Annotated in this window: 17 protein-coding genes and 2 tRNA genes; 2 read left to right on the top strand and 17 right to left on the bottom strand. The window is 51.0% G+C overall.

All coding sequences use genetic code 11. The features are described 5' to 3' along the window. Positions 1–10: 10 nt before the first annotated feature. The 9 genes from nusA to rlmE form a co-directional block, all read right to left on the bottom strand. Positions 11–1,498 (bottom strand): transcription termination factor NusA, encoded by a 1,488-nt coding sequence (nusA, locus tag BZG84_RS02025; RefSeq protein WP_069589911.1) that lies wholly within the window; start codon positions 1,496–1,498, stop codon positions 11–13. Positions 1,499–1,519: 21 nt separating this feature from the next. Further along, entirely contained in the window at positions 1,520–1,975 is a 456-nt protein-coding gene (gene rimP, locus BZG84_RS02020; protein ID WP_069589909.1) for a ribosome maturation factor RimP, read from the bottom strand. 419 nt (positions 1,976–2,394) lie between these two features. Next, a tRNA-Met gene (locus BZG84_RS02015) sits at positions 2,395–2,471 on the bottom strand. Positions 2,472–2,536: 65 nt separating this feature from the next. Then, positions 2,537–2,623, bottom strand: a tRNA-Leu gene (locus BZG84_RS02010). A gap of 7 nt (positions 2,624–2,630) precedes the next feature. Further along, on the bottom strand, positions 2,631–2,969 hold the full coding sequence (secG, locus tag BZG84_RS02005; protein ID WP_077480633.1) for a preprotein translocase subunit SecG: 339 nt from the start codon (positions 2,967–2,969) through the stop codon (positions 2,631–2,633). Positions 2,970–3,146: 177 nt separating this feature from the next. Further along, positions 3,147–4,484 (bottom strand): phosphoglucosamine mutase, encoded by a 1,338-nt coding sequence (gene glmM, locus BZG84_RS02000; RefSeq protein ID WP_069589906.1) that lies wholly within the window; start codon positions 4,482–4,484, stop codon positions 3,147–3,149. A 5-nt stretch (positions 4,485–4,489) separates the two neighbouring features. Then, positions 4,490–5,332 carry a dihydropteroate synthase gene (gene folP / locus BZG84_RS01995; protein ID WP_077480635.1) on the bottom strand — a complete coding sequence of 281 codons (843 nt, stop codon included), beginning with the start codon at positions 5,330–5,332 and terminating at the stop codon, positions 4,490–4,492. A 61-nt stretch (positions 5,333–5,393) separates the two neighbouring features. Beyond that, the gene (gene ftsH, locus BZG84_RS01990; RefSeq protein WP_077480637.1) at positions 5,394–7,328 is read right to left on the bottom strand and encodes an ATP-dependent zinc metalloprotease FtsH; all 1,935 of its coding nucleotides are present in this window, start codon (positions 7,326–7,328) and stop codon (positions 5,394–5,396) included. 51 nt (positions 7,329–7,379) lie between these two features. Beyond that, a complete protein-coding gene (gene rlmE / locus BZG84_RS01985) occupies positions 7,380–8,009 on the bottom strand; it encodes a 23S rRNA (uridine(2552)-2'-O)-methyltransferase RlmE (protein ID WP_077480639.1) in 630 nt (209 codons plus the stop codon). A 206-nt stretch (positions 8,010–8,215) separates the two neighbouring features. On the opposite strand from rlmE, the gene yhbY reads away from it, so the two are divergent. Continuing rightward, positions 8,216–8,512: a ribosome assembly RNA-binding protein YhbY gene (gene yhbY, locus BZG84_RS01980; protein ID WP_069589899.1), complete on the top strand. Its 297-nt coding sequence runs from the start codon at positions 8,216–8,218 to the stop codon at positions 8,510–8,512. A 106-nt stretch (positions 8,513–8,618) separates the two neighbouring features. Here yhbY and greA read toward each other — a convergent pair whose 3' ends face one another. Continuing rightward, entirely contained in the window at positions 8,619–9,092 is a 474-nt protein-coding gene (greA, locus tag BZG84_RS01975; protein WP_069589897.1) for a transcription elongation factor GreA, read from the bottom strand. A gap of 276 nt (positions 9,093–9,368) precedes the next feature. On the opposite strand from greA, the gene dacB reads away from it, so the two are divergent. Next, positions 9,369–10,796 (top strand): serine-type D-Ala-D-Ala carboxypeptidase, encoded by a 1,428-nt coding sequence (dacB, locus tag BZG84_RS01970; protein ID WP_241825744.1) that lies wholly within the window; start codon positions 9,369–9,371, stop codon positions 10,794–10,796. A 65-nt stretch (positions 10,797–10,861) separates the two neighbouring features. Here dacB and carB read toward each other — a convergent pair whose 3' ends face one another. The 7 genes from carB to ileS all read right to left on the bottom strand — a co-directional run bounded on the left by carB (position 10,862) and on the right by ileS (position 21,435). Next, on the bottom strand, positions 10,862–14,086 hold the full coding sequence (carB, locus tag BZG84_RS01965) for a carbamoyl-phosphate synthase large subunit (RefSeq protein WP_077677953.1): 3,225 nt from the start codon (positions 14,084–14,086) through the stop codon (positions 10,862–10,864). Positions 14,087–14,101: 15 nt separating this feature from the next. Further along, a complete protein-coding gene (gene carA / locus BZG84_RS01960; protein WP_077456281.1) occupies positions 14,102–15,241 on the bottom strand; it encodes a glutamine-hydrolyzing carbamoyl-phosphate synthase small subunit in 1,140 nt (379 codons plus the stop codon). Between the two features lie 467 nt (positions 15,242–15,708). Continuing rightward, on the bottom strand, positions 15,709–16,512 hold the full coding sequence (dapB, locus tag BZG84_RS01955) for a 4-hydroxy-tetrahydrodipicolinate reductase (RefSeq protein ID WP_077480561.1): 804 nt from the start codon (positions 16,510–16,512) through the stop codon (positions 15,709–15,711). A gap of 159 nt (positions 16,513–16,671) precedes the next feature. Beyond that, a complete protein-coding gene (ispH, locus tag BZG84_RS01950) occupies positions 16,672–17,616 on the bottom strand; it encodes a 4-hydroxy-3-methylbut-2-enyl diphosphate reductase (RefSeq protein ID WP_069586573.1) in 945 nt (314 codons plus the stop codon). A gap of 9 nt (positions 17,617–17,625) precedes the next feature. After that, positions 17,626–18,057, bottom strand: a complete 432-nt coding sequence (gene fkpB / locus BZG84_RS01945; RefSeq protein WP_069586572.1) for an FKBP-type peptidyl-prolyl cis-trans isomerase — start codon at positions 18,055–18,057, stop codon at positions 17,626–17,628. A 49-nt stretch (positions 18,058–18,106) separates the two neighbouring features. Continuing rightward, positions 18,107–18,610 carry a signal peptidase II gene (gene lspA, locus BZG84_RS01940; protein WP_069586571.1) on the bottom strand — a complete coding sequence of 168 codons (504 nt, stop codon included), beginning with the start codon at positions 18,608–18,610 and terminating at the stop codon, positions 18,107–18,109. After that, a complete protein-coding gene (gene ileS, locus BZG84_RS01935) occupies positions 18,610–21,435 on the bottom strand; it encodes an isoleucine--tRNA ligase (protein WP_077480563.1) in 2,826 nt (941 codons plus the stop codon). Before ileS ends, lspA begins: the two co-directional genes overlap by 1 nt. Positions 21,436–21,446 lie beyond the last annotated feature (11 nt).

Genomic DNA, 21,446 nt, shown 5'->3' with positions numbered 1-21,446 from the left:
TTTGCCGTCTTTACGCTTCGTCGCTGAACCAGCAAATATTACGTGCTGCCATAATGAGCTCGCCCGCACTTACTTCGTCCAATCCTTCAATGTCCAACAGATCATCGGTGCCTTGGTCGGCAAGATCTTCCAGCGTTTTCACGCCTTTCGCCGCCAATTTAAAGGCCATTTCGCGAGAAAGACCTTCTAGCGCCAACAGATCGTCAGCAGGCTCAGCGCCTTCCAGCGACTCTTCTTGTGCCAGTGCGATGGTGGTCAACGCTTCTTTGGCACGTGAGCGCAAAATGTCGACAGTGTCTTCATCTAGGCCATCAATTTCGAGCATTTCACTCGTTGGAACGTAGGCCACTTCTTCTAGAGTGGTGAAACCTTCGTCAACCAAGGTCGCGGCAAAGTCTTCATCGATGTCGAGGTGTTTAACAAACAGCTCCAATGAGGCTTGTGCTTCTTCTTGGTGTTTTTTCTGAAGGTCTTCAACCGTCATGACGTTCAGTTCCCAACCGGTCAGTTGTGAGGCTAAACGTACGTTTTGACCATTGCGGCCGATCGCCTGTGCTAGGTTATCTGCCTCAACAGCAATATCCATGGTGTGGGTGTCTTCATCGACGATGATAGAGGCCACATCGGCTGGTGCCATGGCATTGATCACAAATTGTGCTGGGTTATCGTCCCAAAGCACGATATCAATACGCTCACCGCCTAACTCACCTGAAACGGCTTGGACGCGCGCACCACGCATACCGACACAAGCGCCGACAGGGTCAATGCGTTTGTCGTTGGTCTTCACGGCAATCTTCGCACGTGAGCCCGGATCGCGTGCCGCACCCATCAGCTCAATCATTTCTTCGCCAATTTCCGGCACTTCAATGCGGAACAGCTCGATCAGCATCTCTGGCTTTGAGCGTGTCATGAAGAGCTGGAAGCCACGCGCTTCTGGGCGCACAGCATACAGCAAACCACGGACGCGGTCGCCTGGACGGAAGTTTTCACGCGGTAGTTGATCGTCACGCTGAATCACAGCTTCTGCGTTATTACCCAGATCCACGATGATCACATCACGGTTCACTTTTTTCACAACACCGGTAACCAGTTCACCTTCGTTATCCATGAACTGCTCAACCACCTGTGCACGCTCAGCTTCACGTACTTTTTGTACAATCACCTGCTTCGCGGTTTGGGTGGTAATACGGTCAAAAGTGACAGACTCGATTTCATCTTCGATGTAACCACCAAGTTCAATCGTTTCGTCTTCGTATTGCGCCGCTTCCAATGTTATTTCACGGGTCGGCAATGTGACTTCGTCAACCACGAGCCAACGACGGAAGGTATCGAATTCACCGGTTTTGCGATCAATGGCGATACGTACATCAATGTCGGCTTCGTACTTCTTTTTGGTTGCCGTTGCCAGTGCGGTTTCCAGTGCCTCAAAAATACGCTCACGCGGAACGGCTTTTTCGTTTGAGACCGCTTCGACAACAGCCAAGATTTCTTTATTCATCTACTAATGCCTCATTTACTTTTAAAATGAAGGAACCAGGTTTGCTTTGGCGATATTACTCAAGGCAAACGCCTCATCTTGGCCGTCAACGCGAACCGTGATGGTGTCGCCATCGACAGAAAGGATTTCTCCTTTCCACTTACGGCGGTTTTGCATAGCCATTTTCAGCACGATGTTCACTTCATGCCCGATGAATTGCTGATAATGATCAGCGGTGAACAGTGGGCGATCCACGCCTGGCGATGACACTTCCAGGTTGTACGCCACTGTGATTGGGTCTTCCACATCCAACACTGCGCTAACCTGACGGCTTACATCGGCGCAATCGTCGACAGTAATGCCATTTTCATGGTCAATAAAAATACGCAATGTTGAGTGTTGGCCAGCCCGAACGAACTCTAGTCCAACTAACTCATAGTCCAACGCCTCAACCGGCGCGGTCAAAAGTTCAGTCAGTTGTTTCTCTAATCCTGTCATTCCAAACCCCAGAAATAAAAAAAGGGCTTAAAAGCCCAGTTACTATCCGAATGGTCGTTTTCAGATAACAAAAAACCCCGATAATCGGGGTTTAATGTAACTGGACCCTGATGCTATACCAGTGACGCATGTCTTTGGTATAGCCGTTATCGCTGGTCTCGGAAATATTTCAGCAATAACGAGAGAGTAACTCTCCGTGCCGATAAAAATGGTTTTTATTGGCACTGCCCCGAGGGCAAAACGGCCAGCCGTTGGCTAGCCGAGTTAGCGTAACTTTGTAAAAGAACGCTAACGCGTCTTTCAGTTTAGCAGTTGAGTAAACAGCTAACTAAATGTGGTTGCGGAAGATGGATTTTATCGCGAAGTTCAGCTTCGACGACCTTCGGCTATTCAGCAGCCTAACCTTCCAAAACCTAAATTGGTTGCGGGAGCCGGATTTGAACCGACGACCTTCGGGTTATGAGCCCGACGAGCTACCAGACTGCTCCATCCCGCGTCCGAGTGGCGATGATTATATCGCCTTTCCTTTCAAAGGTGCAAGTGATTGCACTTTGAGAACCTTGGTGCCGAGAGCGGGACTTGAACCCGCACGCCCATACAGGCACTACCCCCTCAAGATAGCGTGTCTACCAATTCCACCACCTCGGCAAATTTTTTACTGAGGGATCTCGCTGTTATCAACAGGGATTTCATTCTCAGTTGGTGTCGCTTGCTGTTCTACAGCAGGCTGACTTAAATCTTCAAAACCGCTTTTCGCTTTTGGCTTATGGGCTGTCATGTTACCTAGCACCAAGCTCAGGGCAAAAAATGCAATCGCAAAACCGGTTGTCATTCGGGTTAAAAAGTTTCCAGAGCCGCCAGAGCCAAATACTGTGTTTGATGCTCCAGCCCCGAACGAGGCTCCCATATCTGCGCCTTTACCTTGCTGAACCAGAACCAGGCCAATTACACCGATTGCGGCCAACAGATAAATCACAAGTAGAATTTCGTACATGGTTCCACCTATGCTCCAGGTTGTTGAGCCGGCAGTGTTACTTCTTAGCCAGCGCAGCCCCCTTCGTTGGGAGCGGGTGAATACTAGCGAAAGCCTGATGCCGAAACAAGAGAAAAATGCAAAAAACCCTGATTTCGGCACTGTTTGCGCATTCTATAACCACCCGCTGATGAATTATTAACAGTTTGCTTTGACTGCCTCTGCAATTTCAAGCGCATAAGCCTTTACGGTTTCCGCATCAGGCCCTTCAACCATGACACGGATAAGTGGCTCAGTACCTGATTTGCGCAGCAATACACGCCCTTTTTCACCCAGCTTTTCTTCCACGTTGGCTTTCGCGGCGAGCACGGCTTCGCTTTGTAGTGGGTCAACATCACCTTTAAAACGGACATTTTCCAGCACTTGCGGCAGAAGCGTCATACCGTCGGTCAGTGTTTTTAGATCCATGCCGGTCGCTGCAACACTGGCTAACACTTGTAATGCAGCCACAATGCCGTCTCCGGTGGTCACTTTATCCAACACAATCACATGGCCAGAATTCTCTGCGCCGATACGCCAACCTTTCTCTTGCAGCATTTCCATCACATAGCGATCACCGACTTTGGCGCGTGCAAAAGGAATGCCCAGCGACTTAAGCGCCAGTTCCATGCCCATGTTGGTCATCAGGGTACCAACGACACCACCTTTGAGTTCACCGCGACGCAGACTCTCACGCGCAATGATATAGGCGATTTGATCACCATCGACCTTGTTACCAAGATGATCCACCATGATCACGCGATCGCCGTCCCCGTCAAACGCAACGCCAAGATCCGCTTTTTCTTCCAGAACACGCTGCTGCAACGCACGCACGTCTGTCGCACCAACTTTGTCGTTAATGTTGGTGCCGTTGGGGGCGCAACCAATCGTCGTTACCTCTGCCCCCAACTCTCTGAATACCGAAGGAGCAATATGGTAGGTTGCACCATGCGCGCAATCGAGCACAATCTTTAGCCCGCTCAGGCTTAGTGCGCTGGGGAAGGTGCCTTTACAGAATTCGATGTAGCGCCCCGCGGCATCATTGATACGGCTCGCTTTACCCAGCTCGGCGGACTCCACACAGCTCAACGGCTTTTCAAGTTCAGCTTCGATAGCCAGCTCAACCGCATCGGGTAGCTTGGTGCCTTCCGACGAGAAAAATTTAATTCCATTATCGTAGTGCGGATTATGAGAAGCCGAGATCACAATGCCCGCTTCAGCGCGGAAGGTTTGAGTCAGATATGCGATCGCAGGGGTTGGCATCGGACCGGTAAATGCGGCCTCAAGACCTGCGGCAGATAAACCTGACTCGAGGGCCGATTCGAGCATATAGCCTGAAATCCGGGTATCCTTACCAATCAGTACCTTACGAGTGCCTTGTTGCGACAAGACACGCCCTGCTGCCCAACCAAGCTTGAGCATAAACTCAGGGGTAATTGGGAATTCACCTACCTTGCCACGTACCCCATCGGTACCGAAATATTTACGTTCTGCCATTATTTTTATTCTCCTAGTGCGCCTGCACGCTTTGTCATGGCGACCACACGCAGCGCGTCCGCCGTTTCTTTCACATCATGAACGCGAATAATTTGCGCACCTTTCTGCGCTGCCAAGGTCGCGCATGCAATGCTACCACCTAAAATGTCGTGTGGTGTCTTATCGACTAGCTTATAGATCATTGATTTACGCGACATGCCCGCTAACACCGGCAAGCCAAAATCATGGAAGCTGTCTAACTCGGCAAGCAATTGATAATTGTGGGCCAAGCTTTTACCAAACCCATAGCCAGGGTCAAGGATAATCTGCTGTCTTGAAATGCCGGCAGCTTCACATGCTTGGATTCGCTCGGTTAAAAACGCTTTTACGTCACGGGTAACATTGTCATAGGCTGGCGCAGCTTGCATGGTACGCGGCTGCCCTTGCATGTGCATAATACACACAGGCACTTGTCGTTCAGCTGCCACCTCGAGTGCGCCGGGCTCTTGCAAGGCACGTACATCATTAATCAAGTCCGCCCCCGCCTCTATCGCGGCACGCATCACAGCCGCTTTGCTGGTATCAATAGAAATCCAACAGTCCGATTGGGCACGAATGGCTTTTATGACAGGTACAACCCGATCGATTTCTTCTTGTTCTGCCACGTCAGCAGCGCCGGGACGGGTCGATTCACCACCGATATCGAGAATCGTGGCGCCATCAGCAAGCATTTGCATGGCATGTTCAATCGCTTTGTTCGATTGCTGATATTGCCCCCCATCAGAGAAAGAATCTGGGGTGACATTGAGAATGCCCATTACAACAGGGCTATCCAGGGAGAGTTGTTTATTTTTGTGTGTTATTTCCATGAGATGTCCCAACAAGGATCAAAAAAACCCCGATAAAATCGGGGTTTTATATCGCGTGGGCTTAGGCTTCAGATTGGTTTTCTGAGTCTAGCGGTTTTTGCTTTTTATCATCAGACGCTTCAGAGGAAGCCTCTGGTTTTTTCGGTGTGTCATCCGAAGATGAGCCACCACTGCCACCTTCCCAACCAGCTGGCTCGCGAACATCGCGACGTGCCATCAGGTCATCAATTTGGGCAGCATCAATGGTCTCGTACTTCATCAGTGCATCTTTCATCGCGTGCATGATATCCATGTTTTCTTCTAGGATCTCTTTCGCACGGTGATAGTTACGGTCGATGATGTCACGGATCTCGCTATCAATCAGGCGCGCAGTGTCATCAGACACATGCTTGGTCTGCGTCACAGAGCGACCAAGGAAGACTTCACCTTCATCTTCAGCATAAAGCAGTGGGCCTAACTTCTCGGAGAAACCCCATTGCGTCACCATCTTACGGGCGATATCGGTCGCGCGCTCAATATCGTTTGATGCCCCGGTCGACACTTTGTCTTTGCCATAAATAAGCTCTTCGGCCAAGCGACCACCATAAAGGCTCGAAATCATCGACTCAAGGTGCTGACGAGACATGCTGACTCTGTCTTGCTCTGGCAAGTACATAGTGACACCTAGCGCACGGCCACGCGGGATAATCGACACTTTGTACACAGGATCGTGCTCAGGCACTAAACGACCGACAATCGCGTGTCCTGCTTCGTGGTACGCAGTCGACTCTTTGGTCTCTTCCGACATCACCATCGAGCGGCGCTCAGCACCCATCATGATTTTGTCTTTGGCAAGCTCAAACTCGACCATCGACACCACGCGCTTGTTGCCACGCGCGGAGAACAACGCAGCTTCGTTCACCAAGTTGGCAAGGTCGGCCCCCGAAAACCCGGGTGTACCCCGCGCAATCAAAGATGCATCGACGTCATTACCCAACGGCACTTTGCGCATGTGTACTTTCAAAATATGTTCACGACCACGGACATCTGGCAGGCTGACCACCACTTGACGGTCAAAACGGCCAGGACGCAATAACGCGGGGTCCAGAACGTCTGGGCGGTTAGTCGCGGCAATCACAATCACGCCTTCGTTGCCCTCAAAACCATCCATTTCAACCAGCATTTGGTTCAAGGTTTGCTCACGTTCATCGTGACCGCCCCCAAGGCCCGCACCACGTTGGCGGCCCACCGCATCAATCTCATCGATAAAGATGATACACGGCGACGCTTTCTTGGCTTGTTCGAACATGTCACGTACGCGTGAGGCACCCACACCCACGAACATTTCTACAAAGTCAGACCCCGAGATGGTAAAGAAAGGCACTTTCGCTTCACCGGCAATCGCTTTTGCCAGCAAGGTTTTACCGGTACCCGGAGGACCAACCATGAGTACGCCGGTCGGGATCTTACCCCCTAACTTCTGGAAGCGGCTCGGGTCGCGCAAGTAATCCACCAGCTCTTTGACGTCTTCTTTAGCTTCATCACAGCCAGCCACGTCACTGAAGGTGGTTTTAACTTGCTCTTCACTCATCATTTTGGCTTTGGATTTACCAAATGACATGGCGCCTTTACCGCCGCCACCTTGCATTTGGCGCATGAAGAAAATCCATACCCCAATCAGCAGCAACATGGGGAACCATGAGATGAAGATCGAGGCCAGCATGCTTGGCTCTTCAGGTGGCGTGCCTTTTACGCGCACGTTTTTGTTGAGCAAGTCGTCCAGCAACTTAGGATCGTTATACACAGGCATGAAAGTGACATAGCGTGAGCCGTCACGTCGGGTAATGGTCAGCTCACGATCATCAAACGTTACTTCCTGTATTTGATCGTTGCCGATTTCACGTACGAAGGTGGTGTAGTCGACTTGACGACCGGCGCTGTCGCCTGGTCCAAAGCTTTGGAACACAGACATCAAGACAACGGCGATAACCAGCCACAAAATCAAGTTTTTTGCCATGTCACTCAAGGTGTTAGCCTCGCATAACTGAGATAGATAAATGTAAGGGTACTACAGTTTATAACCTGTAGCCACAATGTAGACCTCACGTGAGCGCGCACGTGACGAGTCAGGTTTCCGAATTTTGACCGCTTTAAACATTTTACGCACTTCGGCCAAATACTGATCAAAGCCTTCGCCTTGAAATACTTTTACAATAAAGGCGCCATCAGGCCCCAATACTTCACGACACATTTCGAGCGCAAGCTCGACGAGGTACATCGCACGAGGTTGGTCCGCCGCTTGATTACCACTCATGTTCGGTGCCATATCGGACATCACCACATCAACCATGTCCGGTTGGATACGATCTAACAGTGCATCAAGGACAGATTGTTCGCGAAAGTCCCCTTGTAAGAAACTGACACCGGGCAGCGAGTCCATTGGTAGAATGTCACACGCAATGACTTGGCCCTCGTCGCCGACTTGCGTCGCCGCGTATTGCGACCATCCGCCCGGCGCGGCCCCCAAATCAACCACTGTCATGCCCGGTTTTAGAATACTGTCTTTTTGCTGAATTTCTTCAAGTTTAAAGATAGCGCGTGAGCGATACCCTTTTTTTTGTGCTTCGTTGACGTATTTATCGTCAAAATGTTCTTTTAGCCAGCGTCCGGAGCTAGCAGAGTGCTTTTTTTTACTCATGGTTTTCCTAAAAGTGGCTCTCGCTTTGGGTCGCATTCAGCGGGAATTCAACGCGTTGTTCCTGCTTTCTCACCTTTCTGGCCATGTCGGCAATCGCGCTCAACCGCCAGCAACACGATGAGCACCATTTATACTGTTTCAGTTTGTGGTGAGATGGCGTTAGAATGGCATGTTTTCAACCCCTAGCAAATAGAAATCGAGCCAACATGAAACTCAGCACCAAACAAAAACAGTATCTCAAAGGACTGGCTCATCAGCTCAAGCCCGTTGTATTGATGGGCGCAAATGGCTTAACCGAAGCCGTGGTCGCTGAAATTGAGCTTGCTCTTGACCACCATGAGCTGATTAAGGTGAAAGTGGCCTCTGAAGACCGCGAGACCAAGAACCTGATTGTTGACGCCATTATTCGTGAAACTGGCGCAGAAAAAGTACAGGTTATTGGTAAAACCTTGGTGATCTATCGCCAAAGCGAAGAGCGTAAAATCGAGCTGCCGCGCAAATAACCGAATGGTTCGCGGTAACCTGCCGCATACCTTAACAAAAAGGCCGCATTGCGGCCTTTTTACTGTGTCAAAGTCAGAGAATGTTTACACTCTGTAACACTTTCTCTTAAAGATACTCGACTTTATCGATTTCGAATTCTTTTAACCCACCCGGTGTCGTGATGCTGACTTCGTCACCTTCATCTTTACCAATCAAACCACGGGCAATGGGGGAATTCACTGAGATCAAGTTCGCTTTGATATCCGCCTCATCGTCACCAACGATGCGATACGTCACTTCCTCGTCCGTGTTCACGTCAATCAGTGTCACGGTCGCCCCAAAAATCACTTTGCCGTTTTGTGGCATCTTGGTGACATCAATCACTTGTGCCACCGAGAGTTTATATTCGATGTCACGGATTTGCGCTTCGCAGATGCCTTGCTCCTCGCGAGCGGCATGGTACTCTGCGTTTTCTTTTAGATCGCCCAGTTCACGCGCCTCAGCAATAGCGTTGGAGATCTCAGGGCGACGCTTGATCAACTTATCCAGCTCTTCACGCAGCAGTTTCTCACCGCGTACGGTCATTGGCACTTTATCCATAAATGACATTACCTCTTTCAATCCGCAGCATAGGGATTTTGGCAAAACAAAGCCACGCCCAAACCAAAGATTCGGGCGCGGCGTAATTCAACTCTTTCATCAGATTGTAAACAAGAATCCGCGCAAAATCACCTTTGATCCAAGCAAAGCGTGAGGCCTATACGGCACGCACCGGTACAAAAGCACGTACAGCCGCAGCCGGCGTGCGTTTGACGCTTGTCTTCAATGCTATACAAGGTAGGATGAGCAAAGACAGAACTGACCGAGCACGCATTCATGACAGGTTTTATTCGACAAACGATTGTACTGGTTGGCGTTTTATTGATCAGCGCCCTTTCGCCCGCCCTTTCGCAATCACTGCGCGTTGAACAGCTCACCCCAGTCCTCCCCCAAGGTAGCCAACTGGCATTGTGGGTGAGTGATGTCAAAACCAATCATCCTCAAGTTGCCTTGCAAGCGGATGCATTACTGCCGCCAGCCAGCACGCAAAAGCTGGTAACCGGTCTCGCCGCTCGCTTATATCTGCCAGAGACCTTTCGTTTTTCTACTCGGTTAGTCCAAGCTGGTGATGATATTGCACTGGTGTTTAGCGGTGATCCGCTGCTCACACGCAAAGACTTGCGCCAACTACTTCGCCAGCTGCCCGCACGAGGGCTCACCACGATTAATAACGTCTTTTTAGATGGTCATATCTTTAGCGGTAAATCACGCGCCGTTGGCTGGCCGTGGGATATTCTCGCTGTATGTTATAGCGCTCCCTCGACGTCCATTGCGCTCAATCACAATTGTGTGCAAGGCGCGATATACAGCACACCAGACGCCGAGCATACCCGTGTCCATGTTCCTAGCCATCAACCGATCACAGTGACGACTGAAGCTCGAGCGGTCAGTGAAGAGCAAAAAGACGCGGCACACTGTGACTTAGACCTTACCGCAACTCCCCGCAATCATTATCGTTTTTCTGGCTGTTTAGCGCATCGAGAGCGACCGCTGCCGCTCAATTTTGCCGTGCAAAATCCGCCCGCTTATGTGAAAGCGATAATTGCCGATGAATTAGCCCGGCTCGGCGTCAAAGTAACAGGCAATATTGTACAGGCGCGCACTCCAAGCCAAGCCCGAGAGCTGGCGCGTCACGACTCCGTCAACTTGGAAGCCTTGCTGACCCGCATGATAAAAGACTCGGATAACTTAATTGCGGATAACCTGCTGAAAACAGTCGGCCAGCGGTATTTTCAGCAACCGGGATCGTACCGAAATGGCGTGGCGGCGGTGAAGGCGATCCTCGCCGAGAAAGGGCTGGATCTTACCCATGCCATCATGGTTGATGGCTCAGGGCTATCGCGGAATAATCGTTTAAGTGCACGGCAGCTTTCTGAGGTGGTGCACTATATTCTCACCCACCCAGAATTAGGCCTCAAAGCGATGCTGCCCATCGCCGGGATTGATGGCACCTTAAAATACCGCCAGAGTGTGCGTCGCGCGCCCATCAAAGGGCGGTTATTTGCGAAAAGTGGTTCACTTTATGGCAGTCATAATTTGGCAGGGTTTATTGAAACTGACGACAATCAGCAGCAAATTGTGGTACAGCTGGTTAGCCACTACCACCCTGATGACGAGGCCTTGCCAGATAACGTGCCAGCCCCCATCACTCAGTTCGAGCGAGAGCTTTATCAGGCGCTAATTCATCGTCGTCTGCAGCCTTAAACGCGCCTTTAGCAAAAAAAACGCCCACCGGATGGTGGGCGCTCTCTGTATCAGCACGTCGTCGTTTACTTATTCAATACGCGCGCATGAAGCGCTTGCACCGAATTGACTTTGCTCATGTCTGCCGCCGTCAATGCCATACAAGTGGCAAAGGCAGCATTGAGTGTGGTGGTATAGTTCACCTTGGCAGCGAGTGCGCCACGACGTAGCACTTTCGAGTCTTCAATCGCTTGGCGTCCTTCGGTGGTATTCACAATGTAGCTGTACTCACCGTTCTTGATCCGGTCAAGAATATGAGGGCGTCCTTCGTGAACCTTGTTGACCAACCGAGGATTGATACCCGCTTCGCCCAAAATCACGGCGGTACCGTGAGTGGCATCCAGCTCAAACCCTAATTTCAGCAGCTTAGCGGCCAAGTCGACCACACGTTGCTTGTCATTGTTACGTACCGATAGCAGTGCGCGTCCCCCTTCGCTGTAGGCTTTTCCGCACGCTAAATCCGCTTTAGCGAACGCTTCAGCAAAGGTGTCGCCAACTCCCATCACTTCACCGGTTGAACGCATTTCAGGGCCCAACAATGGGTCAACACCGGGGAACTTGTTGAAGGGTAACACCACTTCTTTGACTGAGTAGTAAGGCGGGATCACCTCTTGGGTAAAGCCTTGCTCAGTCAATGATTGGCCCGCCATCACTCGCGCTGCAATTTTGGCGAGTGGCACACCGGTTGCTTTCGACACAAACGGCACCGTTCGTGCGGCACGCGGGTTCACTTCGATCAGGTAGATCTCATCATCTTTAACCGCAAACTGCGTGTTCATGAGGCCACTGACCCCCAGCTCCAACGCTAACTTACGCACTTGCTCGCGCATCCGATCTTGAATGTCATCGCTGAGGGTGTAAGCCGGCAGTGAGCAGGCCGAGTCACCGGAGTGCACACCCGCTTGCTCGATGTGTTCCATGATGCCACCAATCACCACGGTTTCACCATCACACACCGCATCAATATCCACTTCCGTGGCATCGTCGAGGAAATGGTCGAGCAATACTGGGGATTCGTGCGACACACTTACGGCTTCGTTAAAGTAACGACGCAGATCGGTCTCGTCGTAGACAATTTCCATCGCTCGTCCGCCTAGAACATAGGAAGGACGTACCACCAGTGGATAGCCAATGTCTTTAGCCTTTTCAACCGCTTGCTCTAACGCGGTCACCGTTGCATTCGCCGGCTGCTTGAGCCCTAGGCGCTGCACGGCATCTTGGAAACGCTCACGGTCTTCCGCGCGGTCAATCGCATCTGGGCTAGTACCAATAATCGCTACCCCAGCCGCTTCAAGGTCACGTGCCAATTTCAGTGGCGTTTGCCCCCCGTATTGCACAATCACGCCTTCCGGTTGCTCAACACGTACAATCGCCAGTACATCTTCAAGCGTCACAGGTTCAAAGTAGAGACGGTCGGACGTATCGTAGTCGGTCGAGACGGTTTCAGGGTTACAGTTAACCATGATGGTTTCATAGCCATCTTCACGTAGCGCCAGTGACGCGTGCACGCAACAGTAATCGAATTCAATGCCTTGACCGATGCGGTTCGGACCACCGCCCAATACCATGATCTTTTTCTTGTCGGTTGGCTGCGACTCACACTCCTCATCATAGCTGGAGTACATGTAGGCAGTATCTGACGCAAACTCCGCAGCGCAGGTATCTACGCGCTTGTACACAGGATGAATGTTGAATTTATCGCGCAACTTGCGGACTTCAATTTCAGACACACCCAGCAATTTGGCAAGACGCGCATCGGCAAACCCTTTGCGTTTTAGCTGGCGCAATGCGGTTTCATTAAGCCCTGCAAAGCCATGCTCGCGGACTTGTTGTTCCTGTTTGACGATGTCTTCAATTTGCACCAAGAACCAGCGGTCGATGTTAGTCAGATTAAAGACACCATCAACTGACATGCCGGCTCGGAACGCATCCGCAATGAACCAAATACGCTCTGCTCCTGGCTCTTTGAGCTCATGACGAATGCGAGTCAGAGCATCGTCGTCGTCCAGATTCACCATCTCATCAAAACCTGACGCGCCCACTTCCAAACCACGCAAGGCTTTTTGCAGTGACTCTTGCTGGTTACGGCCAATAGCCATTACCTCGCCCACTGACTTCATTTGCGTGGTCAAACGGTCATTCGCTCCGGCAAATTTTTCAAAGTTAAAGCGCGGAATTTTGGTCACGACATAGTCGATGGTGGGTTCAAAAGAAGCCGGAGTCGCACCGCCTGTGATGTCGTTCATCAACTCATCAAGGGTAAAGCCGACAGCAAGCTTAGCCGCCACCTTGGCAATCGGGAAACCGGTGGCTTTTGATGCGAGCGCGGAAGAGCGTGACACACGAGGGTTCATCTCGATGATGACCATGCGTCCAGTTTTAGGATCAATACCAAACTGTACGTTCGAGCCGCCCGTCTCAACACCAATTTCACGCAGCACCGCCAGTGATGCATTTCGCATCAATTGATATTCTTTGTCGGTCAGCGTTTGCGCAGGTGCCACCGTAATGGAGTCGCCGGTGTGGACGCCCATGGCATCGAAGTTTTCAATCGAACAAACAATGATGCAGTTATCATTTTTATCCCGCACCACTTCCATTTCATACTCTTTCCAACCAATCAACGACTCATCAATCAGAAGCTCATTGGTGGGGGACAGGTCGAGACCGCGTTCACAAATTTCCTCGAACTCTTCTTTGTTATAAGCGATCCCGCCTCCGGTTCCTCCCATCGTAAAAGAGGGACGGATGATGCAAGGGAAACCGACTTCACCTAAAACCTTGTAGGCTTCATCCATGCTATGGGCAATCCCTGCACGAGGACACTCAAGGCCAATGCTGCGCATGGCTTCATCGAAACGGTGTCTGTCTTCGGCTTTATCAATTGCATCTGCTGTGGCGCCGATCATCTCCACACCGAATTCGGCGAGTACGCCGTGGCGCTCGAGATCTAGCGCACAGTTCAGTGCGGTTTGTCCGCCCATGGTCGGCAAAATTGCATCAGGACGTTCTTTGTCGATGATGTGTTTCACAACCTGCCATTGAATCGGCTCAATGTAGGTCGCATCGGCCATTTCTGGGTCGGTCATGATAGTGGCAGGGTTCGAGTTCACCAGAATGACACGATACCCTTCTTCACGCAGCGCCTTACACGCTTGTGCCCCTGAATAGTCGAACTCGCAGGCTTGGCCAATAATGATTGGGCCTGCGCCCAGGATAAGAATGCTTTTGATGTCTGTGCGTTTTGGCATGCTCAACGACTCCAATTAGGCGCGGTGTTGTTTGATGAGGTCGATAAAGTGATCGAAAAGGGGCGCAGCATCATGTGGCCCCGGGCTTGCTTCAGGGTGCCCTTGGAAGCTAAAGGCAGGCTTCTCGGTATGATGGATCCCTTGCAAGCTGCCATCGAACAAGGACACATGCGTCGCACGTAATGTGTCAGGCAAGCTGTCATTGTCTGCGGCAAAGCCGTGGTTTTGGCTGGTGATCATCACCACCCCACGCTCTAAATCTTTCACCGGATGGTTAGCACCATGGTGGCCAAACTTCATTTTGACCGTTTTCGCGCCGCTCGCTAGCGCCAAGATTTGGTGCCCCAAGCAAATACCAAATAATGGCACGCCTTCCGCTAAGAAGGTTTGGGTGGCCGCAATCGCATAATCACACGGCGCCGGATCGCCAGGGCCATTAGATAAGAAGACACCATCGGGATTCATCGCCAGCACTTCGTCTGCCGGGGTGGTTGCCGGTACCACAGTCAAACGGCAGCCGCGGTCGACCAACATGCGCAAGATGTTGCGCTTGGCACCAAAGTCGTAAGCGACAACATGGTAAGGCAATTCACTGTCCGGCAATGCATCTGGTAGACCCTGATGCAGCTGCCATGACCCTTGCGTCCAGCTGTAACGCTCCTGCGTCGTCACTTCTTTGGCAAGATCCATCCCTTTCAAACCCGGAAAATCTTGCGCCTTGGCCAGCGCCAGCGCTTCATCAACGCTCTCTCCGGCCACAATACAGCCATTCTGCGCCCCTTTTTCACGTAGCAAACGAGTGAGCTTACGGGTATCAATGTCGGCGATGCCAACAATATTGTGTTGTTTGAGGTAATCAGAGAGGGATTGTTGATTGCGGAAATTGCTAGCTAACAGGGGAAGATCGCGAATGACGAGGCCTTGGGCGTGGACTTGGGAGGATTCTTCGTCTTCGGTGTTGGTGCCGGTGTTGCCAATATGGGGATAGGTAAGTGTTACGATCTGACGGGAATAAGAGGGGTCGGTTAATATTTCTTGATACCCCGTCATCGAGGTATTGAAAACCACTTCTCCCACCGCGGTGCCATCAGCGCCGATCGGGGTACCGTGGAACACTGTCCCATCTTCTAGGACTAAGAGCGCAGACTTGCTCAAGACAACCTCCAGTTATATAGAAATGCACTTTTTACGACTAACGTTGCATTCACGTATTCCATCTAAGATCAAAACTCACGTCAAGCTGAATTTTGACAAATTGCGCGCATTCTAGAGATGCAAGGTTTGGCTGTCAATAATGCGTGCTACTTTTTATTGTATTTACTAAGCACTCAAGAAAAACAGACCACCTAAGCAAGATAAAGCACAATCTTGTCTTTATTTTTAAACCAAAGAGCTAGATAAATTGGCAGAGAAATAACTTTTTTACCCAAACCGAGAGAGAAACATAAAACTGGCGTGCGCAAACGTTTACTGCGCAACAAAGATCATAACTGGAAGAGTTATCGCGTCGAAATGCTGTCAACAAGGGGAAAACAAAGCAAAAATCACGACAATATGAAGTGCGTTGCATGAGAAAAAGAAAGGGGGGATAAAAAAACATCGCGCCGAAGCGCGATGCATAATTATTTAAGATTAAGTACATCCTGCATGGTATAAAAACCTTGCTGGTGTTGATTGAGCCATACCGCGGCACGGACCGCTCCCTTGGCAAAGGTGGAACGACTTGACGCTTTGTGCGTGATTTCAACACGCTCGCCAATATCCGCAAACATGGCGGTATGCTCACCCACGATATCGCCAGCACGAATGGTGGCAAAGCCAATCTCATTTTTGCTACGCTCGCCGGTGATCCCTTCTCGGGCATACACAGCGACATCACTCAGCTGGTTTCCCATCGCTCCGGCAATCGCTTCTCCCATTCCCAGTGCTGTGCCCGATGGCGCATCCACTTTATGGCGATGATGGGCCTCAACAATCTCAATGTCGCATTCCTCACCCATCACTTTGGCGGCTTGTTCAAGCAGTTTAAATACAAGGTTGACGCCGACACTGTAATTGGGGGCCATCACCACTGCCGTCGCCTCTGAGGCATCCTGGATGGTTTGCTTTTGCGCGTCATCAAATCCAGTTGTTCCAATCACCAACTGCTTGCCTTTTTGTTGGCACAACGCCAAGTTCGCGAGTGTGGCCGCTGGTGCGGTAAAATCAATGATCACATCGAAGTCATCCGCCACTTTGGCCAGATCGTCCACCACTTGCACGCCGAGACGGCCCACACCCGCCAGTTCCCCTGCATCCGTCCCAATCAAGCTTGATTCAGGCCGCTCACTCGCCGCCCCCAATGTTGCGCCTGCGTATTGCGTAACAGCTTGAATAAGATTGCGTCCCATACGGCCGGCTGCACCAGCAATGGCAATACGTACCATGGTTCTCCCCTTTTTTACTTCACCAGCAGCGCTGGCCACCTATCCATTAACCCATCACTGTAGCGCGTTCGTTTCAGCTTGTATATTGCTGAGAGTGGCTCAGAAGAGAGCTAACAAAAAGGGAAGCCTTCGCTTCCCTTTAATTTTGTCGATGGGTGACTAGGTCACCTCACGAATTTGTAACTCTTTCGGCACTTCGAAGAACATGTTTTCTTCACGGCCACTCAGGTTTTCTACCTCGGTGGCGCCCAACGCCTTCACGCGGGCGATGATCAAATCAACCAATTCTTCTGGTGCCGAGGCGCCAGCGGTGATCCCAACCGTGTGCTTACCCTCGAACCACGCTGGATCAATGTCTTCCGCACAGTCGGTCAAGTACGCCGGGGTTCCCAGTTTTTCCGATAACTCGCGGAGACGGTTTGAGTTCGAGCTATTCTTCGAGCCCACCACCACCATCACATCACAGCTTTGGGCGAGATCACGTACTGCATCTTGGCGGTTTTGGGTCGCGTAGCAGATATCATCTTTGCGTGGGCCTTGAATGTTGGGGAAAACCTGACGCAAGGTATCAATCACATCAGCGGTTTCGTCCACTGACAGCGTGGTTTGACTCACATAATGCAAGTTATCTGGGTCGTTGACTTGAAGCGTGTGCACATCCGCTGGCGTTTCAACCAAGTACATACCGCCAGTTTCACTGGCATATTGACCCATAGTGCCTTCTACCTCGGGGTGTCCAGCATGGCCAATCAGCACTACTTCCATATTTTTACGACTGGCACGTGCCACTTCCATATGTACTTTGGTCACCAAGGGGCAGGTTGCATCAAATACTGTCAGTTGACGGGATTTGGCTTCATTGCGCACCGCTTGCGAGACACCGTGGGCCGAGAAGATCACAATGCTGTCATCAGGCACTTCGCTTAATTGTTCCACAAACACCGCGCCGCGTTGCTTTAGGCCTTCCACCACAAATCGGTTATGCACCACTTCATGGCGCACATAAATGGGAGGCTGATAAATTTCCAGAGCACGTTCAACGATGCTGATCGCGCGATCGACGCCAGCACAAAAGCCTCGGGGATTCGCAAGTAGGATCTTCATGACTTTGCCTTATTGCACACTGATTATTTCTACGTCAAAAATCACGGTTTTCCCTGCCAACGGATGATTGAAATCGACCGTCACAGATTCGCCGCTGACCTCGGTCACGATACCGGGAATTTCTTGTCCTTGAGGACCGCTAAACGCAATGATGGCACCCACTTCAGCAGGCGTGTCTCCCCCAAACTGACGGCGGTCCATATAGTGGATATTATCCGGGTTTGGCTGGCCGAATGCATCTTCAGGTGCCAGCGTAAAGCTGCTTTGTTCCCCTTCATGCAGCCCTAACAGACAACGCTCAAAGTTCTCGGTCAAGCTGCCGTCTCCCATCACTAACTTAGCGGGTTTTCCGGCATTGTGGGTGCTGTCGGCGACCGAGCCATCTTCAAGCTTAATGGTAAAGTGCATCAATACTTCGCTGGATGCGCTAATCGCTTTCATGATCTGTCCTTATCGAAAGTCGTGTTGGGCTAATTACTACGAGCGACCCCTAGGTCGCCGATGACTGCTCATGACGAAAACTGTCTAGCACCACTAAAACGGCGCCGACACAAATGGCTGAGTCAGCGAGATTAAAAGCAGGCCAATGTGAATTGCCAATGAAAAAGTCGAGAAAATCGATCACATAGCCATGAACGAGGCGATCAAATAAGTTGCCCAATGCGCCGCCGATGATCATGGCATAGGCGATATTGAGCATGCGCTTGCTCGCCGGTGTCACTCGCATCCAGTATGTGAGCAAGCCGCTCACGCCCAACGCGATAACGCTAAAAAGCCAACGCTGCCAACCGCCGGCATCGCTTAAAAAGCTAAATGCCGCACCATGATTATGGACGTAAGTAAGATTAAAAAACGGCAGCAATTCAATGCGGTTTGCGGGACCATAGCCCATGGTATTCATCACCAGCCACTTACTGCCAATGTCTAAAACGAAAACCAGAGGCGCCAGCCAAAGCCAGCGCCATCCTGATTGCGAGAGTGAGTGAGAGGTCATCACGCAAATTGGCGAGTTTCGCCTTCTCCTGCAATGTTAGTCACACAGCGGCCACAAATTTCTTCGTGTCCTTCGATCGTGCCTACATCAGCAACATGGTGCCAACAGCGGTCACATTTTTTCGCTTCAGACGCCACAACGTCAACAGATAATCCTTCCACATCCGTTTGCGTCGCAGAAGATGGCGCCTCACCAGCGATCACTGTTGCTTTCGAGGTCAGCAGCACAAAGCGCAATTCATCGCCCATCATTTGCAGCTTTTGCGCAAATTCCGCTGGCGCGTACAATGTGACTTCGGCTTCGAGTGAACCACCAATGACCTTGTCATTACGGGCCTGTTCGAGGGTTTTATTCACCGCGGCACGCACATCCAGCAGTTTTGCCCAGAATGCATTGTTGAGCACCGCATCGTCTTCTAAGCCAAACAAGCCGTCATACCAGACATCGGTGAACACAAACTTGCCGCGTTCGCCAGGCATTTCATTCCAGATCTCATCTGCCGTGAACGACATAATCGGTGCCATCCAACGTACCAGCGCTTCGACAATGTGGAACAGCGCGGTTTGGCAACTACGGTGCGCGTGGCTCCCCGCTTTCGCGGTGTACTGACGATCTTTGATGATATCCAGATAGAAAGAGCCCATCTCAATCGAGCAGAATTGCATCAAGCGTTGGGTGACTTGGTGGAAGTTGCAAGCTTCAAACGCTTCGGTGATCTCTTGTTGTGCTGCTAATGCACGCCCTACCGCCCAGCGGTCAACCGCCACCAGCTCATCGGCTGCGACACTGTCTTGCTTAGGATCAAAACCATGCAGGTTTGCCAGCAGGAAGCGCGCTGTATTACGAATACGGCGATACGCATCAGCGCTACGTTTTAGGATCTCATCCGATACCGTGATCTCACCGGTGTAGTCGGTTGATGCCACCCACAGACGCAGGATATCGGCGCCCAGTTTGTTCATCACATCTTGCGGCGAGACAGTATTCCCCAGTGATTTCGACATCTTGCGGCCTTTGCCGTCAACCGTGAAACCATGGGTCAGTACTTTGCGATACGGTGCTTTGCCTTTGATCGCCACCGAGGTCATCAACGAAGACTGGAACCAACCACGATGCTGATCTGACCCTTCGAGGTACATATCTGCTTCTTGGCCGTTAAACTCGTCGCGCTGGTTGACCACCGCGTAGTGCGTCGCACCGGAGTCAAACCAAACATCCAGCGTATCGAGGACTTTCTCATACTGTTCAGCGTCATCACCCAACAGTTCATTCAGATCCAGATCCCACCAAGCTTGAATTCCCGCTTTCTCAACCCGTGCGGCAACTTGTTCAATCAAGTTCAACGTGTCTGGGTGCAGCTCTGCGGTTTCTTTGTGAACAAATAGCGCAATCGGCACGCCCCATGTACGTTGACGTGAAATACACCAATCAGGGCGACCATCTACCATCGACTCAATACGGTTTTGGCCCCACTCAGGGATCCAATCAACGTTCTTGATCTCTTGCAACGCTTTATCACGCAGGCCGGCTTTCTCCATCGAGATAAACCACTGCGGTGTGGCGCGGAAAATGATTGGCGTTTTGTGACGCCAGCAGTGTGGGTAGCTGTGCTCATAAGCATGGTGATGCAGCAGTGCATCGTGCGCTTTCAGCGCTTCAATCACACTGTCATTGGCTTTAAAGACATGTTGGCCGGCAAACAGTGGGGTATCCGGTAAATAGACCCCGTTACTACCCACTGGGTTTGCGACTTCAAGATCGTATTTTTGACCGACCACAAAGTCTTCTTGGCCGTGGCCAGGTGCGGTGTGTACCACACCCGTACCCGACTCTGTCGTGACGTGATCACCCAAGATCACGGGCACATCAAAATCGTAAAATGGGTGTTTTACGCGTTTAAGTTCAAGCGCGTCACCTTTACAGAAGCCGAGGTTGTGATATTGCTCAATACCCGCACGATCCATCACCTCTTTGACCAGTTCGGCCGCGACGATAAGGCGCTTAGGTTGCTCGCTTTCAACTTGTACTAAAACATATTCAAGGTCAGCGGCCACCGCTACCGCACGGTTAGCAGGCAAGGTCCAAGGCGTCGTGGTCCAGATCACCACACCCACTTCGCCTTCACCTTGATGATCACCGGCGAGGTTAAAGGCACTGATCAGTGCTTGTTCGTCAACCGCACGAAAGATCACATCAATCGATGGCGAGGTTTTATCTTGATATTCCACCTCAGCTTCTGCCAAGGCCGAGCCACAGTCCGTACACCAGTGCACCGGCTTAAAGCCTTTGTGCAAGTGTCCATTGGCGGCAATTTTACCCAACGCGCGGATGATGCTGGCTTCAGTATTGAAGTCCATGGTCAGGTAAGGTTTGTCCCACTCACCTAAAACACCAAGACGTTTAAAGTCCGCCTTCTGACCTTCCACTTGTTTGGCTGCGTATTCACGGCACTTTTCACGGAACTCAGCGGTTGAGACTTTTTGACCGGGTTTACCGACTTTTTTCTCTACCATCAGCTCAATCGGCAAGCCGTGGCAATCCCAGCCAGGTACATACGGTGCGTCGTAGTCCGCTAGCGTTTTTGATTTAATAATAATGTCTTTGAGAATTTTATTAACTGAGTGACCAATATGAATGTTGCCGTTCGCGTACGGAGGACCGTCGTGCAAAATAAATGTTTTTTTGCCTTTCTTCGCTTGACGGATAGCACCGTACAGATCTTCATCGTACCAACGCTTGAGCATATCAGGCTCGCGCTTAGCAAGATTACCTCGCATCGGAAACGCAGTTTCCGGCAGGTTTAAGGTATCTTTATAGTCACTCATTGATTATTGAT

Origin of the sequence: Salinivibrio sp. PR932 (assembly GCF_001996125.1) — a bacterium.
Classification (GTDB): Bacteria; Pseudomonadota; Gammaproteobacteria; order Enterobacterales; family Vibrionaceae; genus Salinivibrio; species Salinivibrio proteolyticus.
Note: the sequence above shows the minus strand (reverse complement) of the source record. Positions and strands in the feature narration are given on the sequence as shown.

What these genes read in the sequence shown, in the direction of transcription:
- fkpB (WP_069586572.1), bottom strand. Translation starts at nt 18,057, where the DNA reads ATGAAAGCGATTAGCGCATCCAGCGAAGTATTGATGCACTTTACCATT.
- yhbY (WP_069589899.1), top strand. Translation starts at nt 8,216, where the DNA reads ATGAAACTCAGCACCAAACAAAAACAGTATCTCAAAGGACTGGCTCAT.
- ileS (WP_077480563.1), bottom strand. Translation starts at nt 21,435, where the DNA reads ATGAGTGACTATAAAGATACCTTAAACCTGCCGGAAACTGCGTTTCCG.
- glmM (WP_069589906.1), bottom strand. Translation starts at nt 4,484, where the DNA reads ATGGCAGAACGTAAATATTTCGGTACCGATGGGGTACGTGGCAAGGTA.
- ftsH (WP_077480637.1), bottom strand. Translation starts at nt 7,328, where the DNA reads ATGGCAAAAAACTTGATTTTGTGGCTGGTTATCGCCGTTGTCTTGATG.
- rimP (WP_069589909.1), bottom strand. Translation starts at nt 1,975, where the DNA reads ATGACAGGATTAGAGAAACAACTGACTGAACTTTTGACCGCGCCGGTT.
- dapB (WP_077480561.1), bottom strand. Translation starts at nt 16,512, where the DNA reads ATGGTACGTATTGCCATTGCTGGTGCAGCCGGCCGTATGGGACGCAAT.
- ispH (WP_069586573.1), bottom strand. Translation starts at nt 17,616, where the DNA reads ATGAAGATCCTACTTGCGAATCCCCGAGGCTTTTGTGCTGGCGTCGAT.
- secG (WP_077480633.1), bottom strand. Translation starts at nt 2,969, where the DNA reads ATGTACGAAATTCTACTTGTGATTTATCTGTTGGCCGCAATCGGTGTA.
- greA (WP_069589897.1), bottom strand. Translation starts at nt 9,092, where the DNA reads ATGGATAAAGTGCCAATGACCGTACGCGGTGAGAAACTGCTGCGTGAA.
- folP (WP_077480635.1), bottom strand. Translation starts at nt 5,332, where the DNA reads ATGGAAATAACACACAAAAATAAACAACTCTCCCTGGATAGCCCTGTT.
- carB (WP_077677953.1), bottom strand. Translation starts at nt 14,086, where the DNA reads ATGCCAAAACGCACAGACATCAAAAGCATTCTTATCCTGGGCGCAGGC.
- rlmE (WP_077480639.1), bottom strand. Translation starts at nt 8,009, where the DNA reads ATGAGTAAAAAAAAGCACTCTGCTAGCTCCGGACGCTGGCTAAAAGAA.
- dacB (WP_241825744.1), top strand. Translation starts at nt 9,369, where the DNA reads ATGACAGGTTTTATTCGACAAACGATTGTACTGGTTGGCGTTTTATTG.
- lspA (WP_069586571.1), bottom strand. Translation starts at nt 18,610, where the DNA reads ATGACCTCTCACTCACTCTCGCAATCAGGATGGCGCTGGCTTTGGCTG.
- nusA (WP_069589911.1), bottom strand. Translation starts at nt 1,498, where the DNA reads ATGAATAAAGAAATCTTGGCTGTTGTCGAAGCGGTCTCAAACGAAAAA.